Below are 17,083 nucleotides of genomic sequence, written 5' to 3'. Positions count from 1 at the left end.
AGATTAATAAGGAGGTTGACTTATGAACTTTTTAAACCGTGCTTGGTTAAGTGTGACAAGGCGTAAAGGAAAGTCTTTGTTACTTTTTGCCATCATTTTCATCATCTCCAATGTGATTGCTGGAGCTATATCGGTTCAGCAAGCTAGTCATCGTGTCGAGGAAAAAATAAAATACAGTATGGGGGCAACAGCTACTATTGATGTAGATTATAAAGCGGTGGAAAAAGAATACACCAGCAATGAGAATTTCATACTCGAAGATTCCTTGAAACCCGAACTGATTGAACAGATTGGTCAGTCTTCTTATGTGAAATATTTTGATTACAATACTGGCGCATCATTGGGATCTGAAACCCTGACTTACTATATACCAGATTACCTGAAAGAGCAGTCTGACAACGGCATGTATGCGACTGCAGGCGGTGAAGAGTATCATGCCTTTGCTGTCAAGGGAGTGCAATATCCTAACATTCTTGATATTGAAGAAAAAAGAGTTAATCTTATTGATGGCCGTGTTCTAACCCAAGAAGAAGTGGACTCAGGGGCCAATACTGTCCTTATCTCCAAGCAAGTAGCCGATTTAAATAAACTCAAAGTCGGTGATCCTTTGACGCTGTCAAGTTATGGTGTCGATTATAGTAATGCAGTAGTGGCAGCAGACGGCACACCAAACATCCAAGCGACTAATCTTGGTGATTTTGAGTTTGAAATTATTGGTATTTTTGAAGCATTCAAGACTGACATTGCTTCTACTAATGACGAGGGCCAATCTCAAGGTGACTCCGATAAGATGAACAAAGCCTTTATGGAGCAAAGTGTGGCTAACACCATTTATGCTCCTAATAAAGTCGCGTTAGACGTTAATAAAGTCTCTGTTGCCTATTATGCCGAGCTTTATGGGGAAGAGTTTGGATCTGGGGGTGCAGAGTACTATACGCCTGTCTTTATCCTTAATAAACCTGAAGACATTGATGCTTTCAAAGAAGAAAATCAAGCATTAGTTCCTGAGTACTACATGATTTCAGCCTCTTCAGATCAATATGATGCCATTGCTGGTCCAGTTCAATCCATGTCTAAACTAGCTGGCTATGTACTCATCGTCGCTATCCTAGCTGCAATCCTTATCATTACTCTGGTCGTTTTACTGTTTCTGAGAGACCGTAAGCACGAACTTGGCATTTACCTCTCCTTTGGCGAAAAAAGAACCAAGGTATATGGCCAAATACTTATGGAAGTGCTACTCATTGCGTTTATTGCCATTACATTAGCTGTTTTTACAGGAAATCTCATTGCGAATGGACTATCTGCAACTTTGATTCAAAATCAACTGGAAAGCCAGCAAATGACAGATTATGGCTACGTGATGAACCCAATGTTATTCGGAGAAAACAATTTTACAACGGAAGATGTCGTTGCTGCTTATAAGGTTAGTCTGACCCCATTCTACGCCCTTCTGATGTATGGAGTTGGCCTAGGTACCACGCTCTTAGCCACCCTTGCACCGCTAGCGTATATTCTGCGCCTCAATCCTAAGAAAATCATGATGTAAAGGAGGCAACCATGGCTATTCTTGAAACACAAAAAATAGATTATTATTATCAAGATGGTGAGCAACGGCGTACCATTTTAAAAGAAACGTCCGTTCAATTTGAAAAAGGTGTCTTTTATACCATCTTAGGGCAGTCCGGCTCAGGTAAAACGACATTTCTGTCCTTAATTAGTGCCTTAGATGAACCCAAAAATGGGGCTATTCTCTATAATGGCCAAGATATCAAAAAACTAGGGTATGACGCTTTTAGACGGGATAATATTGGTATCATTTTTCAACATTATAACCTTATTCCATATATGACAGCGGTTGAGAATGTACTGGTACCTATGGCAATCACCCAAAATGATTTACCCAAAGATCAAAAAGAAGTTGCTTATAACCTTTTAGATTATATTGGGCTTGACAAGATCAAGGCTGATCGGCTAGTGAACCAACTCTCTGGGGGTGAGCAACAACGGGTTGCCATTGCACGTGCGCTTGCAACCAACGTTGATATCATTTTAGCGGATGAACCGACAGGTAACCTCGATGAAGAAATGGAAGCCGAAATTGTTTCGATTTTCAAAAAACTTGCGCATGAGCATGGGAAGTGTGTCATCGTCGTGACCCATGCCAAAGAAATCGCCGAGGAAAGTGATCAAATTCTTTACCTTCATAAAGGGAAATTAACAGCCTATGAGCAATGATTTCCTCTCTAAATTTTCAGGTAAAAACTACGATGACTTACTTGAGGAAGATAAGAAAAAAGAGGCTGAACCAGCAACACCGAACACCATAGCAACTCCCATCTCTTTCGAAAAGGAGAAATCATCAAAAGAAGCTCTAACAGAAGAAAGTCAGGAGCGATTCAAAAAGGATCCACCGCAAGAACTGACTGAAGCCGACAAAAATCTGTTTTCTCCCACCAATCACCCCCGATCGCGTGGTAATCGCTATCGGGATAATGATCTCTATGAGGTTGATCCAACCTATAAGACTAAGAAAGCAACTCAAAAACGCGCTTTAATTGCTGGAGTTGCTCTTGCAGTTTTGCTGGCGTTGTTTTTGGTGTATCGGATGACCCATGTGGCTATTCCAGATTTTACAGGTCAAACGATTTCAGAAGCTCGAGAATGGGGCGTAAAAAACAGAATCACCCTTGACATGGACCAAGTGTTCAGTTTAGAACAGGATGTGAATCACGTTATTTCCCAAAGTTCTAAACCTAAAAAACGCGTCCGAAAAGGCAGTACGGTTTTACTAACAGTATCAAAGGGAGCTGATCCGAACGAGCTACTGGTTTTGCCAGATTTTGATAAGTTATCAGCTCAGGAGGCCGAAGAATGGATCAATCAGCATAAAGCTGAAAATCTTACCCTCAAAAAGGAATTTAGTGAAACGGTTGAAGCCAATCAATTGATTAGCTTTGAAATAAACGCTTCAGATGTCACCGTACAGGATTATAAGCGAGGCGATAAAGCCACTGTGATCTATTCTCGAGGAAAAGAAAACCTAGAGAAGAACATTGACGTGCCAGACTTTACGGATAAAGCTAAATCAGAAGTTGATTCCTGGGCTAAAAAACACCAAATAAAGGTAACCTACACCGACCAGGCTAGCGATAGTAGTGCTGTCGGAAATATTATCGCTCAGTCTACAGCACCAAATGAAAAAGTAGCTAAAAAAGATGCCATTGAAGTCTTTGTTTCTGTTGGAAAAGGTATAACCGTACCGAATTTTGCTACCTTAACGCCGGAGGCTGCAGCTAATGCCAATGGCTTAACTGTCACTGTGCACTATCAGTTTAATCCAACCCTAAGGTATGGAAGCCTCATTTCACAAAGTATTGAAGCTGGCAAACAATTAGCAGAAAAGGAAAGCAAAAACATTTTAGTCATCTACTCTCAAGGAACTCCCTATCTAAAAGATATTCGTGGCAAGAAATCTAGTGAACTAGCTAAATACTTCTTCGACGAATACCAGTCCAGAGGAGCAGAAGTGACCTATGAGACTTATTGGGTTAACTCTGCTGAACCCCGTGGAACAGTAGTAGAGCAAAGTGACTATGAAGTCCCAATACCCATGAATTATCATGTGTATGTAGGTATTAGTAATGGCGTTTGGGCTAGTCCCACCATAATTCCTGAAGTACCAGTTGAAACTGGTCTTGGATCTAGCGGACAGACCAATGATTCCCCAGAAATAACCGAATAAGATTAGATGTAATTTTAATTATGTATAAAAAACGAAAGATAAAGTCGCTTTGAAACCTTTTGCATGCGATTACTGGATCCAAAACTTTCAAGCACCTGAAATCTTATCATTTCAGGTGCATTTTAATAAATGAGTTATATAATGGTCAGCATAGCTTTTCAATACTATAATGGAAGCAAAAATTACTCATTTTATATTACATAATTTAAATTATGTCAAAAACACCCTGGATTAGAGTTGATCCAGGGCATTTTTTTGTTCATCGTTCACAATATGTGTATAGAGATCTGTAACTTGTGTATTAGCATGTCCCAGTTGATGACTGACTAAGACTTGTGATTTCGTGGCATCGTAGAGACGTGTTGCTAAAGTATGTCTCAGTTTATGAGGCGTCACCCGAATTTTAAAGTTTTCGGAGTATTTGGCGACCATTTTTTCAACGGATGACGCGTCGATACGATTTGGGAGGCCTCGGTATTCTGTTAGAAAGAGAGCGATATCTGTTTTCTCCGTCTTATAGCGTTTATTGCGGATAGCCAAATAGTTTTCTAAGTAAGGTTTTGCAAAGCCAGCGACATTGACCGAGTCGCGTTTCCCACCCTTACGAGTCACCTCGATCAGCATCATCTTAAGGTTCAAATCTTTAAGATCAAGATTAACTGCTTCAGACAGACGGACACCAGAAGCCAGAAGTAGTGCAATGACAGCTAAGTCACGTTCCTTATTCTTATTAAAAGACGATAGAGCCCGAGGAGACAGCTGATCAGGGTACTCATTTTCAATGTAATCCAGAAATCCTTGCGTTTCATCGCCTAAAAAGAGTTTTTGCTTGATATTTTCAGCTCTGGCAGCAAGCGTTTCTTTTTTCTTCTTAGTGGAGACCTTTTTCATAACATTACGGTAAAAATAGGGCTCTCCGTGCTCATTTTCAACCTCCTCGGTCAAGTACTTGTAGAGACTAGACAAGGCAGACAAAGTACGGTTAATGGTTGTCTGTGAGACACCTTGCTTAGTCGTATTCGCATTAAGTAAGGGTCGTTCACGCAGATAGAGTATAAAAGCTTCCATGTCTTTTTTGGTCAAGTTTTCAAGCGTAGAAAGTTCAATTTTCGACATATCAGCAACATCAACAATACCAGCATCTATCAGCCAGGTAAAAAAACGATCGTATTCCTTAAGGTATTCATATAAGGTTGTAAAGGAATAGGGTACCGCCAGCTTGGATTGGTAATAATCTAGGACAAACCAAGGCATCCGTTCCTTCAGTTGATCAATCTTTTCCAGTAACAATTCACGTTTCATAACACTTTCTCCATATCCATCTTTAAATAGAAGTATACCACACCCTTATCTGTTTATCAAGAAAATTATAGTTTTTCGGAAAGATGTTAGGAGATATCCAGGTATTATAAGGGCGATAACTAAATTCAAAGGATAACTAAAAAAATTTTTTCTTTAATAAAATACTTAAAATATACCTTATTCAAGTCTAAACAGGATTTTAGGCTTTTCTCATTTTACTGTAGAAATGTACTTTATTTACGTGAAAACTGGAATTTTTTTCAAATGTACATTCTCTGTGATGAGCTTTATATGCTCTTACTTATATATTCGTAATCAAATAAGAAAAGGCTGAAAAATTTCAACCTTTTTATTTTTTAGGAAAAAGTTATAGATTATTGGGATTATCGACTTTCTTTCAGTCTATCAATCGCAGTCAAGACAAGAACGTGCATTGCCATTGAGTCATAGCGGTCGTATCCAAAAGCCATGAGAACTTTTTCGGCTACGTTCGCCACCAATTCAGGCTCTTTTATTTCCTCTTCACTCAAAGAAGCTATAAATTGATTTACAATATTAATATCCAACATCACTACACCTCGATTCTTTGATTAAGGGCTTCAGGAAAAAATTCGACAATCTTATCCCAGGATTCACTCTTTCATCACTTTTAATATAGCAAAAGTTTCCTGCTAATTATTAATTATCTTCTTCATTCCACAATTTCGGTTCTTCAGGAAAAATATAATCGTGTGTCTTGAAATAATATTCCCTTACTATGTCAACCCATTTATTGATCATGTTAGCTGCCAATAATGCATCGCCAGATGGATAAACTGTTAGAAATAAACCGGTTAATTGTGCCAAAGTGATGGCTGAATGTTCACCTGGAGTCGTTAAGCCAAAATCCGTACGCCCAACGCTAATCATCTCTTCATTTTTCATTGTACCCATTCTATTAAACGTACCTTGTGAGGAGGGATGTACAATTTCATTAGCAAGTTGATATTGGTGTTGCCACAAATTTGAAGGAAAATCGGCCTTATTCTTTATATCATCAAAACGTATAAATTTCTTTTTGGAGTCAAATTCGCCACATGCCCTAGCCCATTCATAGCGGTCTTCTGAGTTTCGAGATGAAATATAGGACTCTGCAACTTCCTCACCATATTTTGAAATAAAAGACGCTATAATGTTTAATTCATAAAGTGATCGCCATCTGGCATAAGCACCATCAGCAAAGCCATTTTTCATCAACGTAATAATTTCTAAAAATTGCTGCAACCCTCTACCATGAACATACTTTAAGGCGGTGTATGTATGTATTGATTCTTCCCTATCTTGGAGTTCCATCTTATTAACAAATTCAGAGTATTCTTCCACAGCTTCAAGTACCATCATATACATTGATTCGGAGGTGACAAATGCATTACACCATTTTTGATTTATACTTGCAAGTGTTTCTGCTTCTTCATTCCTAAAAAATAGTGAATTTTCATGCATCACCGTCTTAGCATTGCTCACCATTTGATTTGAAGTATCGTTGATCATTGTTTCATACAAACCTGAAAAATCAGCTTTCTCATATTTCTCTAAAAAGTCATCAATTTCATCTTGATTTTTTAATGTTTTTGTATGCTCTTCAAGTAACTCATTTAGTGTGTCGGTAAAAAAATTCTCAAATTTATCAGTCATCAGTACTCCTTTTCAGACTATAATACTTCATTTTCACCTATTGTATTTCGATTTTTTTTGGAAGTATTCAGACTGGTTTAGATAATCTAGTAAAAATACTTCATAATTGGAATCTTCTTCATTCTCAATAAATTTATTTAATACAACAGTTGCTGGTATCTCTCGAACGCCTATCCCTTTATTATTCATTTCTACCCTCGCTATCTTTTCAAAAAATATTAGTTGTTTATGGTAAAAATCTTTACAGATTTTCTAGAAAACTATAGTGCCAAAACTCAATACTTCGCAATAAGTACAAAATTACATTAAACAATTTTAGAAAATCTTTTTCATAAATAGTTCCTTCCCAACGCCCATGGCCTATCATATGGCGATTGGGATCATCTATAGTAAAGTTATTAGTATCTTTGAAAAAAATTTGTAACCAATGAACTAACCCAGCCTCACTAAAGGATTTATCTACAAATTGCTTATCTAGAACTTCAACTGAACGTCTTCCTACGGGTATCCTCCCCTCATTAGTTACTTGTTCTGAATTCCTGTTTAGTGCTCCATCTATTGCTAAGGTAGCAAGTGTATACGCAGCATAGTAATTGCCGCTTTTATAACTTTCAAACATTGACTCTATTAATGTTTCTGGATACAAAAATGATTCTTTTAGCTCTCTATAAACATTTTCGCTGGAAAGATCTGTTTTTAATTGAGTTAGCCACTCATTTTCCAATTCTTGAATGTTATCAGCACTTATTCGCCTATATACATCCCCGAAATCATAATAGATAACCCACCCCTGCTCAGCTAATCTCTCAACATTAGGTATTATTTCGTTAATCTCATCTTCAGAATAGGGACTAGGAATATTTTTTAAAATTTCCCCTAAATTTGCTGCGAACTTTGAATAATCAAACTGAAATCCGTTCATTATTTGATTAACCGAATTAACGATATTTCTAACAGAATCGATCTGTATACTTGAAAATATATTATTATAACTTGAACTAATGTTCACTTGAGGTAGGGTTACATTAGTTAACTTTGCTATCTGATGGGCTAAATTGGAAGCTGATAAAGCAGTTATCGCAGCCATGTTTGAGCTCTTCATTGCATTTTGAAAAGAAGCTAAAGAAGTGATCAAATCAGCTGTAACTATTTTTGCTTGTGAATGACTAAGAGCTTCCGATGAACTATCTATACTCCTCTGTAAACCAATCTCTTCTTTTTCTTCTGGATTACCAGTATCTATTTTTACCATCTGCCACTTCTTTCTATGAAAATAATCATAATCCAATTATACCATTAAAACTATTGTATTCTCCATCTTGTTAACACGATAAAGACTATTTTCATTTCACAAGATCCACTAAAAAATGTACAATTGAACATCAAACTTATCATCTATTCTCTACCTCATTTTGTACAATTGAAATTCTATCTTAACTACAATATCTCCATGAAATTCTACACCATATTAGTCTTTAAAATAAAGTACAAAACAAAAATAAAGTACACTTTTTAAAGAATGTACTTTATGCTTCAATTATAGATGTATCAAGGGTTTAGGTACTGTTAGATATAAAGTACATAAATTTTTAGTTTTTAAGTGAAAATTGGATTTATTGTAATTAATTTCTTCTTTGTGTTTGGAACTTAATTACAATTAAAAAATGGACTTTTCATTACATAATAAAATAAAACTAAAATAACTAAAAATTTTTTACTATTATGCTTTACCAATGAACTTTATTTTCTGCAGTCATTTAATAGATGCTTTCTCTGTGATATAAAAAGGCCTATTATAGATAGACCTTTTAAACAAATGGTATAACATTCCTGAGGTCGATTAAAACCATTGTCGTTCATTTTACCTTATTTCATTAACTATGTTCCTGATAGGAATTGATAATTTCTATTTATTAGATAAGCTAATCTTTTAATAATATCTTTGAACATCTAAGACCTTATTGCTGACCACATTTAACTCTATTTTTGTGATTTTTTCTGCTTATTAATTACTATTTCAATAATTATTAATATAATAATCGTTAGAAGTATCAATCCTGCACCGATAAAACCATATCCAGGATTTGCTGCCATTTGAATCCTAAAAATATCAATAATAAAGAAGATTAGGATAATACCACCGAGCCAAAAGAGCAACCGTCCGATAAAAAGGCTATTGAGTCGACCGCCGTCCTCATGGGATTCTCTATCCTTTGTGATGTATGAGAAATATCGAATAATCCCATAAAGCAAGCAGGTGAAAAGAATTAAAAAGAAACTATTACTCATTTAAGACATCCTCTCCTTATCAATAATAGCGAAAGCGACTGGCAGATAGTGTCCAGCCGCTTGATTTTTATTTACGCTTCTTCTTCGCTTTTTTCATTTTGTTAGCCATGCGTTTCATGCTTTGTTCTGCAGCAAAGGCACCGATTTTTCCTTTAAGGCCTCCACCGAACATTTGACTCATGTCCATACTGCTCATATCAGGCATACCAGGCATCCCTCCAAGAGCTGACATATCCATGCCAGACATATCAGGCATATTTGGCATGTTTTTCGGCATATTATTCGGGTTGATTCCCATGTCACGCATCATTTTGGACATGTCACCGCTCATCACACCTTGCATCATAGTTTTAGCTTGGTTAAAATCTTTGATGAATTTGTTGACATCTACGAAACTATTGCCTGAACCAGCTGCGATACGACGGCGACGGCTTGGTGTTAATAGATCTGGATTTTCGCGTTCTTCAGGAGTCATCGATTGGACAATGGCCTTCTTACGAGCAATTTCCTTCTCGTCAACCTTGAGGTTTGAGACAGCTGGATTTCCAGCCATTCCAGGAATCATCTTCAGCAATTCTTCCATAGGTCCCATGTTCTGAACTTGGTCTAACTGTGAAATAAAATCATTGAAATCAAAAGTATTTTCTCGCATTTTTTCAGCGAGCTCAAGTGATTTCTTCTCATCATAATCTGCTGATGCCTTCTCAATGAGTGTTAACAAATCACCCATTCCCAAAATACGGCTGGCCATTCGATCTGGGTGGAAGGTCTCGATATCTGTGATTTTCTCACCGGTACCAGTGAATTTGATCGGTTGCCCAGTAATTTGACGAACAGAAAGGGCAGCACCCCCACGAGTGTCTCCATCAATCTTGGTTAGGACAACACCTGTGATATCCAGTTGTTCGTTGAACTCGCGGGCAACGTTAGCTGCTTCTTGACCAATCATGGCATCCACAACAAGTAGGATTTCGTTAGGTTGTGCTAAAGACTTAACGTCACGGAGTTCTGTCATCAACACTTCATCAATCTGAAGACGACCAGCTGTATCGATAAGGACATAATCATTATGATGCTTGCGGGCTTCTTCTAACCCTTGACGCACAATCTCTACAGCAGAGACTTGATTTCCTAGTTCAAACACAGGAACATCGATTTGCTGACCAAGCGTTTTTAACTGATCAATAGCGGCTGGACGATAGATATCCGCAGCAATCATCATCGGACGAGCTTTTTCGTCTTTCTTCAGTTTATTAGCTAATTTCCCAGCAAAGGTTGTCTTACCAGCCCCTTGAAGACCCACCATCATAATAATGGTCGGAATCTTAGGTGACTTGTTAATCTCTGCCGTATCCGATCCTAATATTTCAGTTAGCTCTTCATTAACAATTTTAACAACCTGTTGGGCAGGATTGAGCGTATCAATAACTTCCTGACCTAGAGCACGTGTACGAATATTTCGCACAAATTCTTTAACGACAGGAAGAGCAACGTCAGCCTCCAAAAGCGCTAATCGAATCTCTTTAGTGACTTCTTGAACGTCCGCTTCTGAAATCTTTTTCTTTCCGCGAAGCCCCTTAAATACGTTCTGTAAACGCTCAGTTAAACTTTCAAATGCCATGGTATTACCAGTTCTCCTTAATCTCTATTATCGATACTAGCTAGTAGGGAAATTTTCTCTTGGATAAAAGTGTCCTCTGGATACTTGTCCAAAAAATCATCAAATATCTGACTTCTAACAATGTAGTCAGAGTACATGTGCAATTTCTTCTCGTAGTCTTCTAAAATCTTCTCAGTCCGTTTAATATTGTCGTACACTGCTTGTCGACTAACCTTAAACTCTTCTGCAATTTCGACCAGACTGTAGTCATCTGCGTAATAAAGCTCGATATAGTTCATTTGCTTATCAGTTAATAAGGCAGCATAAAACTCAAAAAGCGCATTCATGCGATTTGTTTTTTCAATTTCCATAAGTTCTATTATATCAAAAATATACTGTATTTGGGAAAAATATCCCTGTATGAGAATGCTACATGGCCAAAAGAGTTCAGAATAAGCCCAAATTAGAATAATTTATTAGTCATAACTAAAATTATGTAAAGCAAACAGATTAATAAATTTTATTTATTACATAAATAAAATTATGTCAAGATCTTTCTGTGTAAATAACGCCTTCTATACTCTCTATAATGGTACAAATATCTTCAAAGCTGTATTTTTCGGTGACAGGAATCCCTACAATTAATGGAGAAACACTATCATGAGGATTTTTATCAGTGATATACTCCATTTTATGGATAGAGATATCTTTTTCAGATAGCTTTTGGCGAATTGTATCTAAAGGAGTTTTTTTATCAATCTCAACATAGATATCAACAATTTTACTTTTATTTCGAATGTAAAGGTCCAGTCGAATGACCACTTCCATGGTGAGATACACCATAATACCCCCAAGGATAGCCAATTCATAGGCACCGATACCCACTGCCATGCCATTAGCTGCAACTCCCCAGAGGCTAGCAGCTGTTGTCAAGCCCTTAATTTGGTTTTTAGTGGTAACCATAATGGTACCAGCACCTAGAAAACCTATCCCACTAACGACTTGAGCCCCCATTCGAACAGGGTCTCCTTCGCCATAGATTTGATGGATGTACTGATTAGTCATCATGATGATGGCTGAGCCTAGTGACACTAGAATAAAGGTTCGTAAACCAGCTGCCTTATTTTTGATCCCCCGCTCCATTCCTACTATTCCACCTAAAAGAATAGCTAGGACTATCCGAATAACCATTTCTAAAGGGGTGAGCACACGGATCGCTTCAAAAGGTTGGGTTAAAAAATCCATGACAATCTCCTTTCTTGTTACTGCTATTATATCATTTTTATAACAAAAAAGACCCCACAATTAAGTGGGGTTATGGGCACTCAGAGAGTGAGATAGAAAGGTTCACACAATCTATCAAGGTCCGCTCCTGCGTTAATGACCTCCCATGCGCAAATATGGCAAATGCCAAATTCGGCTCATCGCATGTAACCATCTTAACAGATTTTACTGCTTTCTTCAAGCTTTTTGTTTAATGAACTGTGTAACCAGTCATACAAGGTTTGATTGGTCTTTGCACCCCACCATTTCTGATATCTCTCTAAAACACCAGATAGACTTCCGTAGGCTTCTACAAGATGGCAGATTTCTATGAAGGCCTTGGCATAAAAGGACATGAGATAAGCTCGCTGTCCTTTTTCATAAGTGGTCTGATCAAATGATTCGAGATTGAAATGTCCTAATTTAGTTTCAAAATAAGCCACTTGTAATTCTTCAATCTGTTTGATGTTAAGAAATTCATCGTTGGATAAGAGATAGTATCTCGAAATGTATTCGCACATACCTTCTTCAAACCACAAGTCGTCTCGCTCACTGTCGTAATCCGCTCCAAAAATATCACAGTCATGTGTCAATTCATGGAAAAAGACCTGTTTCACATGGGATTCGGATAAGTTTTTATAATAATTTAGAACTTCTACCGGCATATCTGAATAGGGTGCAAATCCTTCCAGAAAGAAGCTCTGCCATTCGCGGACATCTGGGCTGATCACAATTCGAGTACCGTTATTATAAGCTGGGACGACATTTTGAGATAAGATGGTCATCGCCGATTCTGCTGTCGTCCATACCACTGCTTCTGCCGGTTCAAACAGTTGAAAACGCTCTGCTAAGTAGGCCTTATAGGCCGTCGACGCAGAAAGTAGGTTCTCTGTCAACGGTTTGACCTTCTGTATCGCTTCGATGGTTTCATAAGCATAAATAGATTTCATTGGAATTCCTTTCTTTGTGACTTCATTTTACCATAAGGAAGACATCTGCGCTATAATAGGTAAAAAGGAGGTTTAGCTATGACTGATTCTAAAGAAAATTTAAAAGAGCGTTTGACAGATATCCAATATGAGGTCACGCAGAATAACGCAACTGAGGCACCTTTTACCGGGGAATACGATGATTTTTATGAGGAAGGGATCTATGTCGATATCGTGAGCGGCGAGCCACTCTTCTCCTCTCTGGACAAGTATGATGCTGGGTGCGGTTGGGCGGCCTTTACAAAGCCGATTACCAAGGTTAAAAATCTGGCAGACTGTAGCTACGGCATGCACCGTATCGAAGTGCGTAGCCAAGAGGCTGATTCCCATCTAGGGCATGTTTTTTCCGATGGTCCTGTGGATCAAGGTGGCTTGCGCTACTGCATCAACTCAGCAGCCTTGCGCTTTATTCCTAAGGATAACTTGGCAGCTGAAGGCTATGCAGAGTATGAAGCCATGTTTAAACCTTAAAACCTTAATAAAAGACCTCCAGCAATCCTTTGAAAGATTGATAGAGGTCTTTTGGTTTATCTTAGAAGAGCCCTACTGCTGTGCCATCAGAGGTCACGTCCATATTAAGGGCAGCTGGAGCTTTTGGCAGACCCGGCATGGTCATGACATCCCCAGTAAGGGCCACAATAAAGCCTGCACCGAGTTTTGGCACCAACTCGCGAATGGTAATAGCAAAGTTTTCAGGAGCCCCAAGCAAGGTTGGATCGTCAGAAAAACTATACTGGGTTTTGGCCATACAGATTGGCAAATTATCCCAGCCATTCTTAACAATTTGAGCAATTTGCGTTTGGGCTTTCTTTTCAAAAATAACCTTGTTGCCACCATAAATCTTGGTCACGATGGCTTCGATTTTCGCTTCAATACTCTGGTTATCTTGGTATAGACGGGTATAGTCGCTTGGTTTGGTATCCAGTGTTTTAATCAAGGTTTCTGCTAAAGCGACGCCACCTTCAGCACCTTTCGCCCAGACAGAGGTCAATGCCACTGGCACATCAATTGATGCACAAAGTGCTTTAAGCGTCTCGATTTCAGCTTCAGTATCAGAAACAAATTCATTGATGGCCACTACTGCTGGCACCCCATACTGGCGAATATTGGCAACGTGGCGGGCTAAGTTTGCAAAACCTTTTTCTAGTGCATCAACATTTTCGTCCGTTAAGTCTGTCTTCGCAACGCCACCATGCATTTTAAGGGCACGAATGGTCGCAACAATGACAACAGCATCAGGTGTTGTTGGAAGTTGTGGTACCTTGATGTCTAGGAATTTCTCTGCACCTAGATCAGCTCCAAAACCAGCTTCAGTAACCACATAGTCCGCTAGTCCTAGCGCAGTCGTCGTCGCAAGAACGGAGTTACAACCGTGGGCAATATTGGCAAATGGACCACCGTGAACAAGGGCAGGTGTGCCATAGATCGTTTGAACCAAATTCGGTTTCAAGGCGTCTTTGAGGATAAGCGCAAGGGCACCTTCTACCTTGAGGTCACGCACATAGACTGGGCTACGGTCATACCGATAACCAATCACAATACTTGCCAAGCGCTCTTTGAGGTTTTCAAGGCTAGTCGCCAGACAGAGAATAGCCATGATTTCACTAGCTACCGTAATATCAAAACCATCTTCACGCGGAATACCATTAAGTGGGCTTCCAAGTCCAATAGTCACCTGGCGAAGGGCCCTATCATTCAGATCTACAACCCGTTTCCAAAGAATGCGACGTGGGTCGATATTGAGCTCATTACCTTGATGCAGGTGGTTGTCAATAAGGGCAGACAACGCATTATTGGCAGTTGTGATGGCATGCATATCTCCTGTAAAATGAAGATTGATGTCTTCCATAGGAAGAACTTGAGCAAAGCCACCTCCTGCTGCACCGCCCTTAACCCCCATAACAGGGCCTAGTGAAGGCTCACGAAGAGCAATCATGGTTTTTTTGCCTATATGAGATAAGGCATCGGCCAAACCAATCGTCACTGTAGACTTGCCCTCACCTGCTGGTGTCGGGTTGATGGCCGTCACTAAAATTAAATTGCCTTTATCATTTTTTTCTGCTTCCAAAATGGCATCAAAAGACAATTTGGCCTTGTATTTGCCATATAACTCTAAATCATCTTCCTTGATCTCAGCCTTATGGGCAATGTCAGTAATGGGTTTTAATGTAACACTCTGTGCAATCTCAATATCGGTTTTCATGACAACTCCTTTGAAGATCATTTGCTCCTATTATACCATGATATTTTCATTTCATTTGGAACTTATTAAAAAAAGCGTTTTACATATTACGTAATCCGAACAAAGACTCTATTTTCAGCCGTAATGTATGGAATATAAAAAGAGCAAGTAGACTTCCTTTTTAAAGGTCTACTTGCTCTTAATATGTCCTAGCAATCAACTAATTTACTGAGCGCCCACTCTACTCACATTGTGATGAGTTACTCTGCTATCCGAAAGTATCTGGTGTCCTAAACGGAAACCCGTTGTTGCAGGCGGTGCATATCAGCATAGCGTCCGCCAAGTGCCAGGAGCTCTTGATGATTACCACGCTCGACAATCTCCCCTTCATGTAGAACGAGGATTTGATCTGCCGTTTGAATGGTAGAGAGGCGATGGGCGATGATAAAGGTCGTCCGTCCTTCCTTGACCACATCCATGGCTTTTTGAATCACTACTTCGGTCTCGGTGTCGATGTGCGAGGTTGCTTCATCAAGGATTAGGATTTTAGGGTCAGAGGCCAGGGTTCTGGCAAAGGCAATCAACTGCCGCTCTCCACTTGAAAAGGCATTGCCTTTTTCGACGACAGGCTCATAAATCCCCTGATCCAAGCGCTCTAACATAGGGCTAGCGCCGACCTTCTCAAGCGCTTCTTTGATGACTGCTTCTGGCATATCAGCGTCATCCATGGCGACATTGCTGGCAATAGTCCCTGTAAAGAGATAAGGGTCTTGAAGGACTATCCCCATATCTGCCCGGACACTCTCCCGATTATAGTTAGAGATATCCTGTCCATCGATTAGGATGCGACCCTGTTGAGGGTCGTAAAAACGAAAGAGCAGGTTCATGATAGAACTTTTCCCTGATCCTGTGTGACCAACAAGGGCTATCGTTTGTCCTTTTTTAGCATCAATGCTAATGTTTTTCAAGACCCAGTTGTCATCCTTATAGGCAAAAGAAACATTCTCAAACACAACATTTCCAGCAGACACCGTTAATACCTCTTCACTGTCTGCTTCAAGTGCTTGGTCCAAAAGCTCATAAACCCGTTTGCCAGTCGCTAAAGAACGCTGCATGTTAGGTAACAATCTGACCAACATCCCTAGGGCATTAAAGAGACGTTCCACATAATTGACATAAGAGAAAATCAAGCCTGCCGTAATCCCTAGACGACCACCAATGACATAGTAGCCAACTGTCGTTAGAATTAAGGCTAAAACAAGGCGTTTAAACAACTCGACTAAGGTCCAGGACATGGTAGCCTCAACCTTGGTCATTTTTAAGTCTGATGTTAGCATGCGCTGGGCGGTTACGTCAAACTGCTCTGTCATGGACTCTTCTTGGCCGAAGAGCTGGATAATGCTGGCGCCGTTCATGGCTTCATTGACTTGACTGTTAAGCTCACTCTGGGCTTCGTAAAAATCTGTCATGGCAGCTTCTGTCTGTTTACCGTATGCTTTTTGCCAAAAGATAAATATGGGAATCAAGAGCAACAGCGCAACGCCCAGCCAAAGGTTTAAAGACAGCAAGACGACATAGATAATCACGACCCACAACAGGTTAATGATGACGTTCGAGAGCATAGTCCCGTAGAATTGACTGCGTAGCGTCTCGGTATCGTTGACGATGCGGGCTGAAATCTTGCCAGCAGGTTTGTCGTCAAAATAGGAAATAGGCAGAGCCTGCATGGTATCATAAGCTCTATTTCGCAGGGTTTCACCGACCTTGTTGGCCACATGCATGAGAAGCCTTACAGACCCATAACTGATGGCATTGCCTACAACGGTCAAACCAACGAAAAGACCAAGTTGGTTCATGAGGCGTCCTGTATCCAGGATAGCTCCCTTAGACACTGGGGTTAACAGGTTATCAATCACACCCTGGACAATGAGCGGTGCGCCTTGAATCATAAAACCCGAAACCAGCATGAGGATCATTCCTGCAGCAAATAATTTCCAGAAATGCTTAATTTCTGATACTAAACGAATGGCAATGTTCAA

15 protein-coding genes are annotated in these 17,083 nt (G+C 39.4%); 4 read left to right on the top strand and 11 right to left on the bottom strand.

All coding sequences use genetic code 11. The features are described from left to right. The first annotated feature begins 22 nt into the window (after positions 1–22). From J2S23_RS01580 to J2S23_RS01570, 3 genes are read left to right on the top strand one after another with little or no spacing between them, the layout of a single operon-like run. The gene (locus J2S23_RS01580) at positions 23–1,549 is read left to right on the top strand and encodes an ABC transporter permease (protein WP_307121008.1); all 1,527 of its coding nucleotides are present in this window, start codon (positions 23–25) and stop codon (positions 1,547–1,549) included. An 11-nt stretch (positions 1,550–1,560) separates the two neighbouring features. Further along, positions 1,561–2,238 (top strand): ABC transporter ATP-binding protein, encoded by a 678-nt coding sequence (locus J2S23_RS01575; RefSeq protein WP_307121007.1) that lies wholly within the window; start codon positions 1,561–1,563, stop codon positions 2,236–2,238. Next, complete coding sequence (locus tag J2S23_RS01570) at positions 2,228–3,745, top strand: PASTA domain-containing protein (protein WP_307121006.1); 1,518 nt, start codon at positions 2,228–2,230, stop codon at positions 3,743–3,745. The genes J2S23_RS01575 and J2S23_RS01570 overlap by 11 nt, the downstream gene beginning before the upstream one ends. A gap of 231 nt (positions 3,746–3,976) precedes the next feature. On the opposite strand, the gene xerS is transcribed toward J2S23_RS01570, so the two are convergent. The 9 genes from xerS to J2S23_RS01525 form a co-directional block, all read right to left on the bottom strand. Beyond that, positions 3,977–5,047 (bottom strand): tyrosine recombinase XerS, encoded by a 1,071-nt coding sequence (gene xerS / locus J2S23_RS01565; protein ID WP_307121005.1) that lies wholly within the window; start codon positions 5,045–5,047, stop codon positions 3,977–3,979. 383 nt (positions 5,048–5,430) lie between these two features. Further along, complete coding sequence (locus J2S23_RS01560) at positions 5,431–5,616, bottom strand: hypothetical protein (RefSeq protein ID WP_307121004.1); 186 nt, start codon at positions 5,614–5,616, stop codon at positions 5,431–5,433. A gap of 109 nt (positions 5,617–5,725) precedes the next feature. Continuing rightward, a complete protein-coding gene (locus J2S23_RS01555) occupies positions 5,726–6,721 on the bottom strand; it encodes a DUF5677 domain-containing protein (protein ID WP_307121003.1) in 996 nt (331 codons plus the stop codon). Between the two features lie 241 nt (positions 6,722–6,962). Continuing rightward, positions 6,963–7,973, bottom strand: a complete 1,011-nt coding sequence (locus J2S23_RS01550) for a hypothetical protein (RefSeq protein ID WP_307121002.1) — start codon at positions 7,971–7,973, stop codon at positions 6,963–6,965. Positions 7,974–8,701: 728 nt separating this feature from the next. Continuing rightward, complete coding sequence (locus J2S23_RS01545) at positions 8,702–9,010, bottom strand: hypothetical protein (protein WP_307121001.1); 309 nt, start codon at positions 9,008–9,010, stop codon at positions 8,702–8,704. A 67-nt stretch (positions 9,011–9,077) separates the two neighbouring features. Continuing rightward, positions 9,078–10,631: a signal recognition particle protein gene (gene ffh / locus J2S23_RS01540; RefSeq protein ID WP_307121000.1), complete on the bottom strand. Its 1,554-nt coding sequence runs from the start codon at positions 10,629–10,631 to the stop codon at positions 9,078–9,080. Between the two features lie 17 nt (positions 10,632–10,648). Next, positions 10,649–10,981 carry a putative DNA-binding protein gene (locus J2S23_RS01535; protein ID WP_307120999.1) on the bottom strand — a complete coding sequence of 111 codons (333 nt, stop codon included), beginning with the start codon at positions 10,979–10,981 and terminating at the stop codon, positions 10,649–10,651. A gap of 175 nt (positions 10,982–11,156) precedes the next feature. Continuing rightward, positions 11,157–11,855, bottom strand: a complete 699-nt coding sequence (locus J2S23_RS01530; RefSeq protein WP_307120998.1) for an MgtC/SapB family protein — start codon at positions 11,853–11,855, stop codon at positions 11,157–11,159. Positions 11,856–12,049: 194 nt separating this feature from the next. Further along, a complete protein-coding gene (locus tag J2S23_RS01525) occupies positions 12,050–12,823 on the bottom strand; it encodes a hypothetical protein (protein WP_307120997.1) in 774 nt (257 codons plus the stop codon). A gap of 78 nt (positions 12,824–12,901) precedes the next feature. Here J2S23_RS01525 and msrB point away from each other — a divergent pair, with 78 nt between their 5' ends. After that, complete coding sequence (msrB, locus tag J2S23_RS01520) at positions 12,902–13,333, top strand: peptide-methionine (R)-S-oxide reductase MsrB (RefSeq protein WP_307120996.1); 432 nt, start codon at positions 12,902–12,904, stop codon at positions 13,331–13,333. Positions 13,334–13,394: 61 nt separating this feature from the next. On the opposite strand, the gene J2S23_RS01515 is transcribed toward msrB, so the two are convergent. Continuing rightward, a complete protein-coding gene (locus J2S23_RS01515; RefSeq protein ID WP_307120995.1) occupies positions 13,395–15,065 on the bottom strand; it encodes a formate--tetrahydrofolate ligase in 1,671 nt (556 codons plus the stop codon). Between the two features lie 269 nt (positions 15,066–15,334). Continuing rightward, positions 15,335–17,083, bottom strand: a complete 1,749-nt coding sequence (locus J2S23_RS01510) for an ABC transporter ATP-binding protein (RefSeq protein WP_307120994.1) — start codon at positions 17,081–17,083, stop codon at positions 15,335–15,337.

It is taken from the genome of Streptococcus moroccensis (genome assembly GCF_030812835.1).
Lineage (GTDB): Bacteria > Bacillota > Bacilli > Lactobacillales > Streptococcaceae > Streptococcus > Streptococcus moroccensis.
The sequence above is the reverse complement of the archived record's forward strand: the minus strand, read 5'-3'. Positions and strand labels throughout refer to the sequence as shown.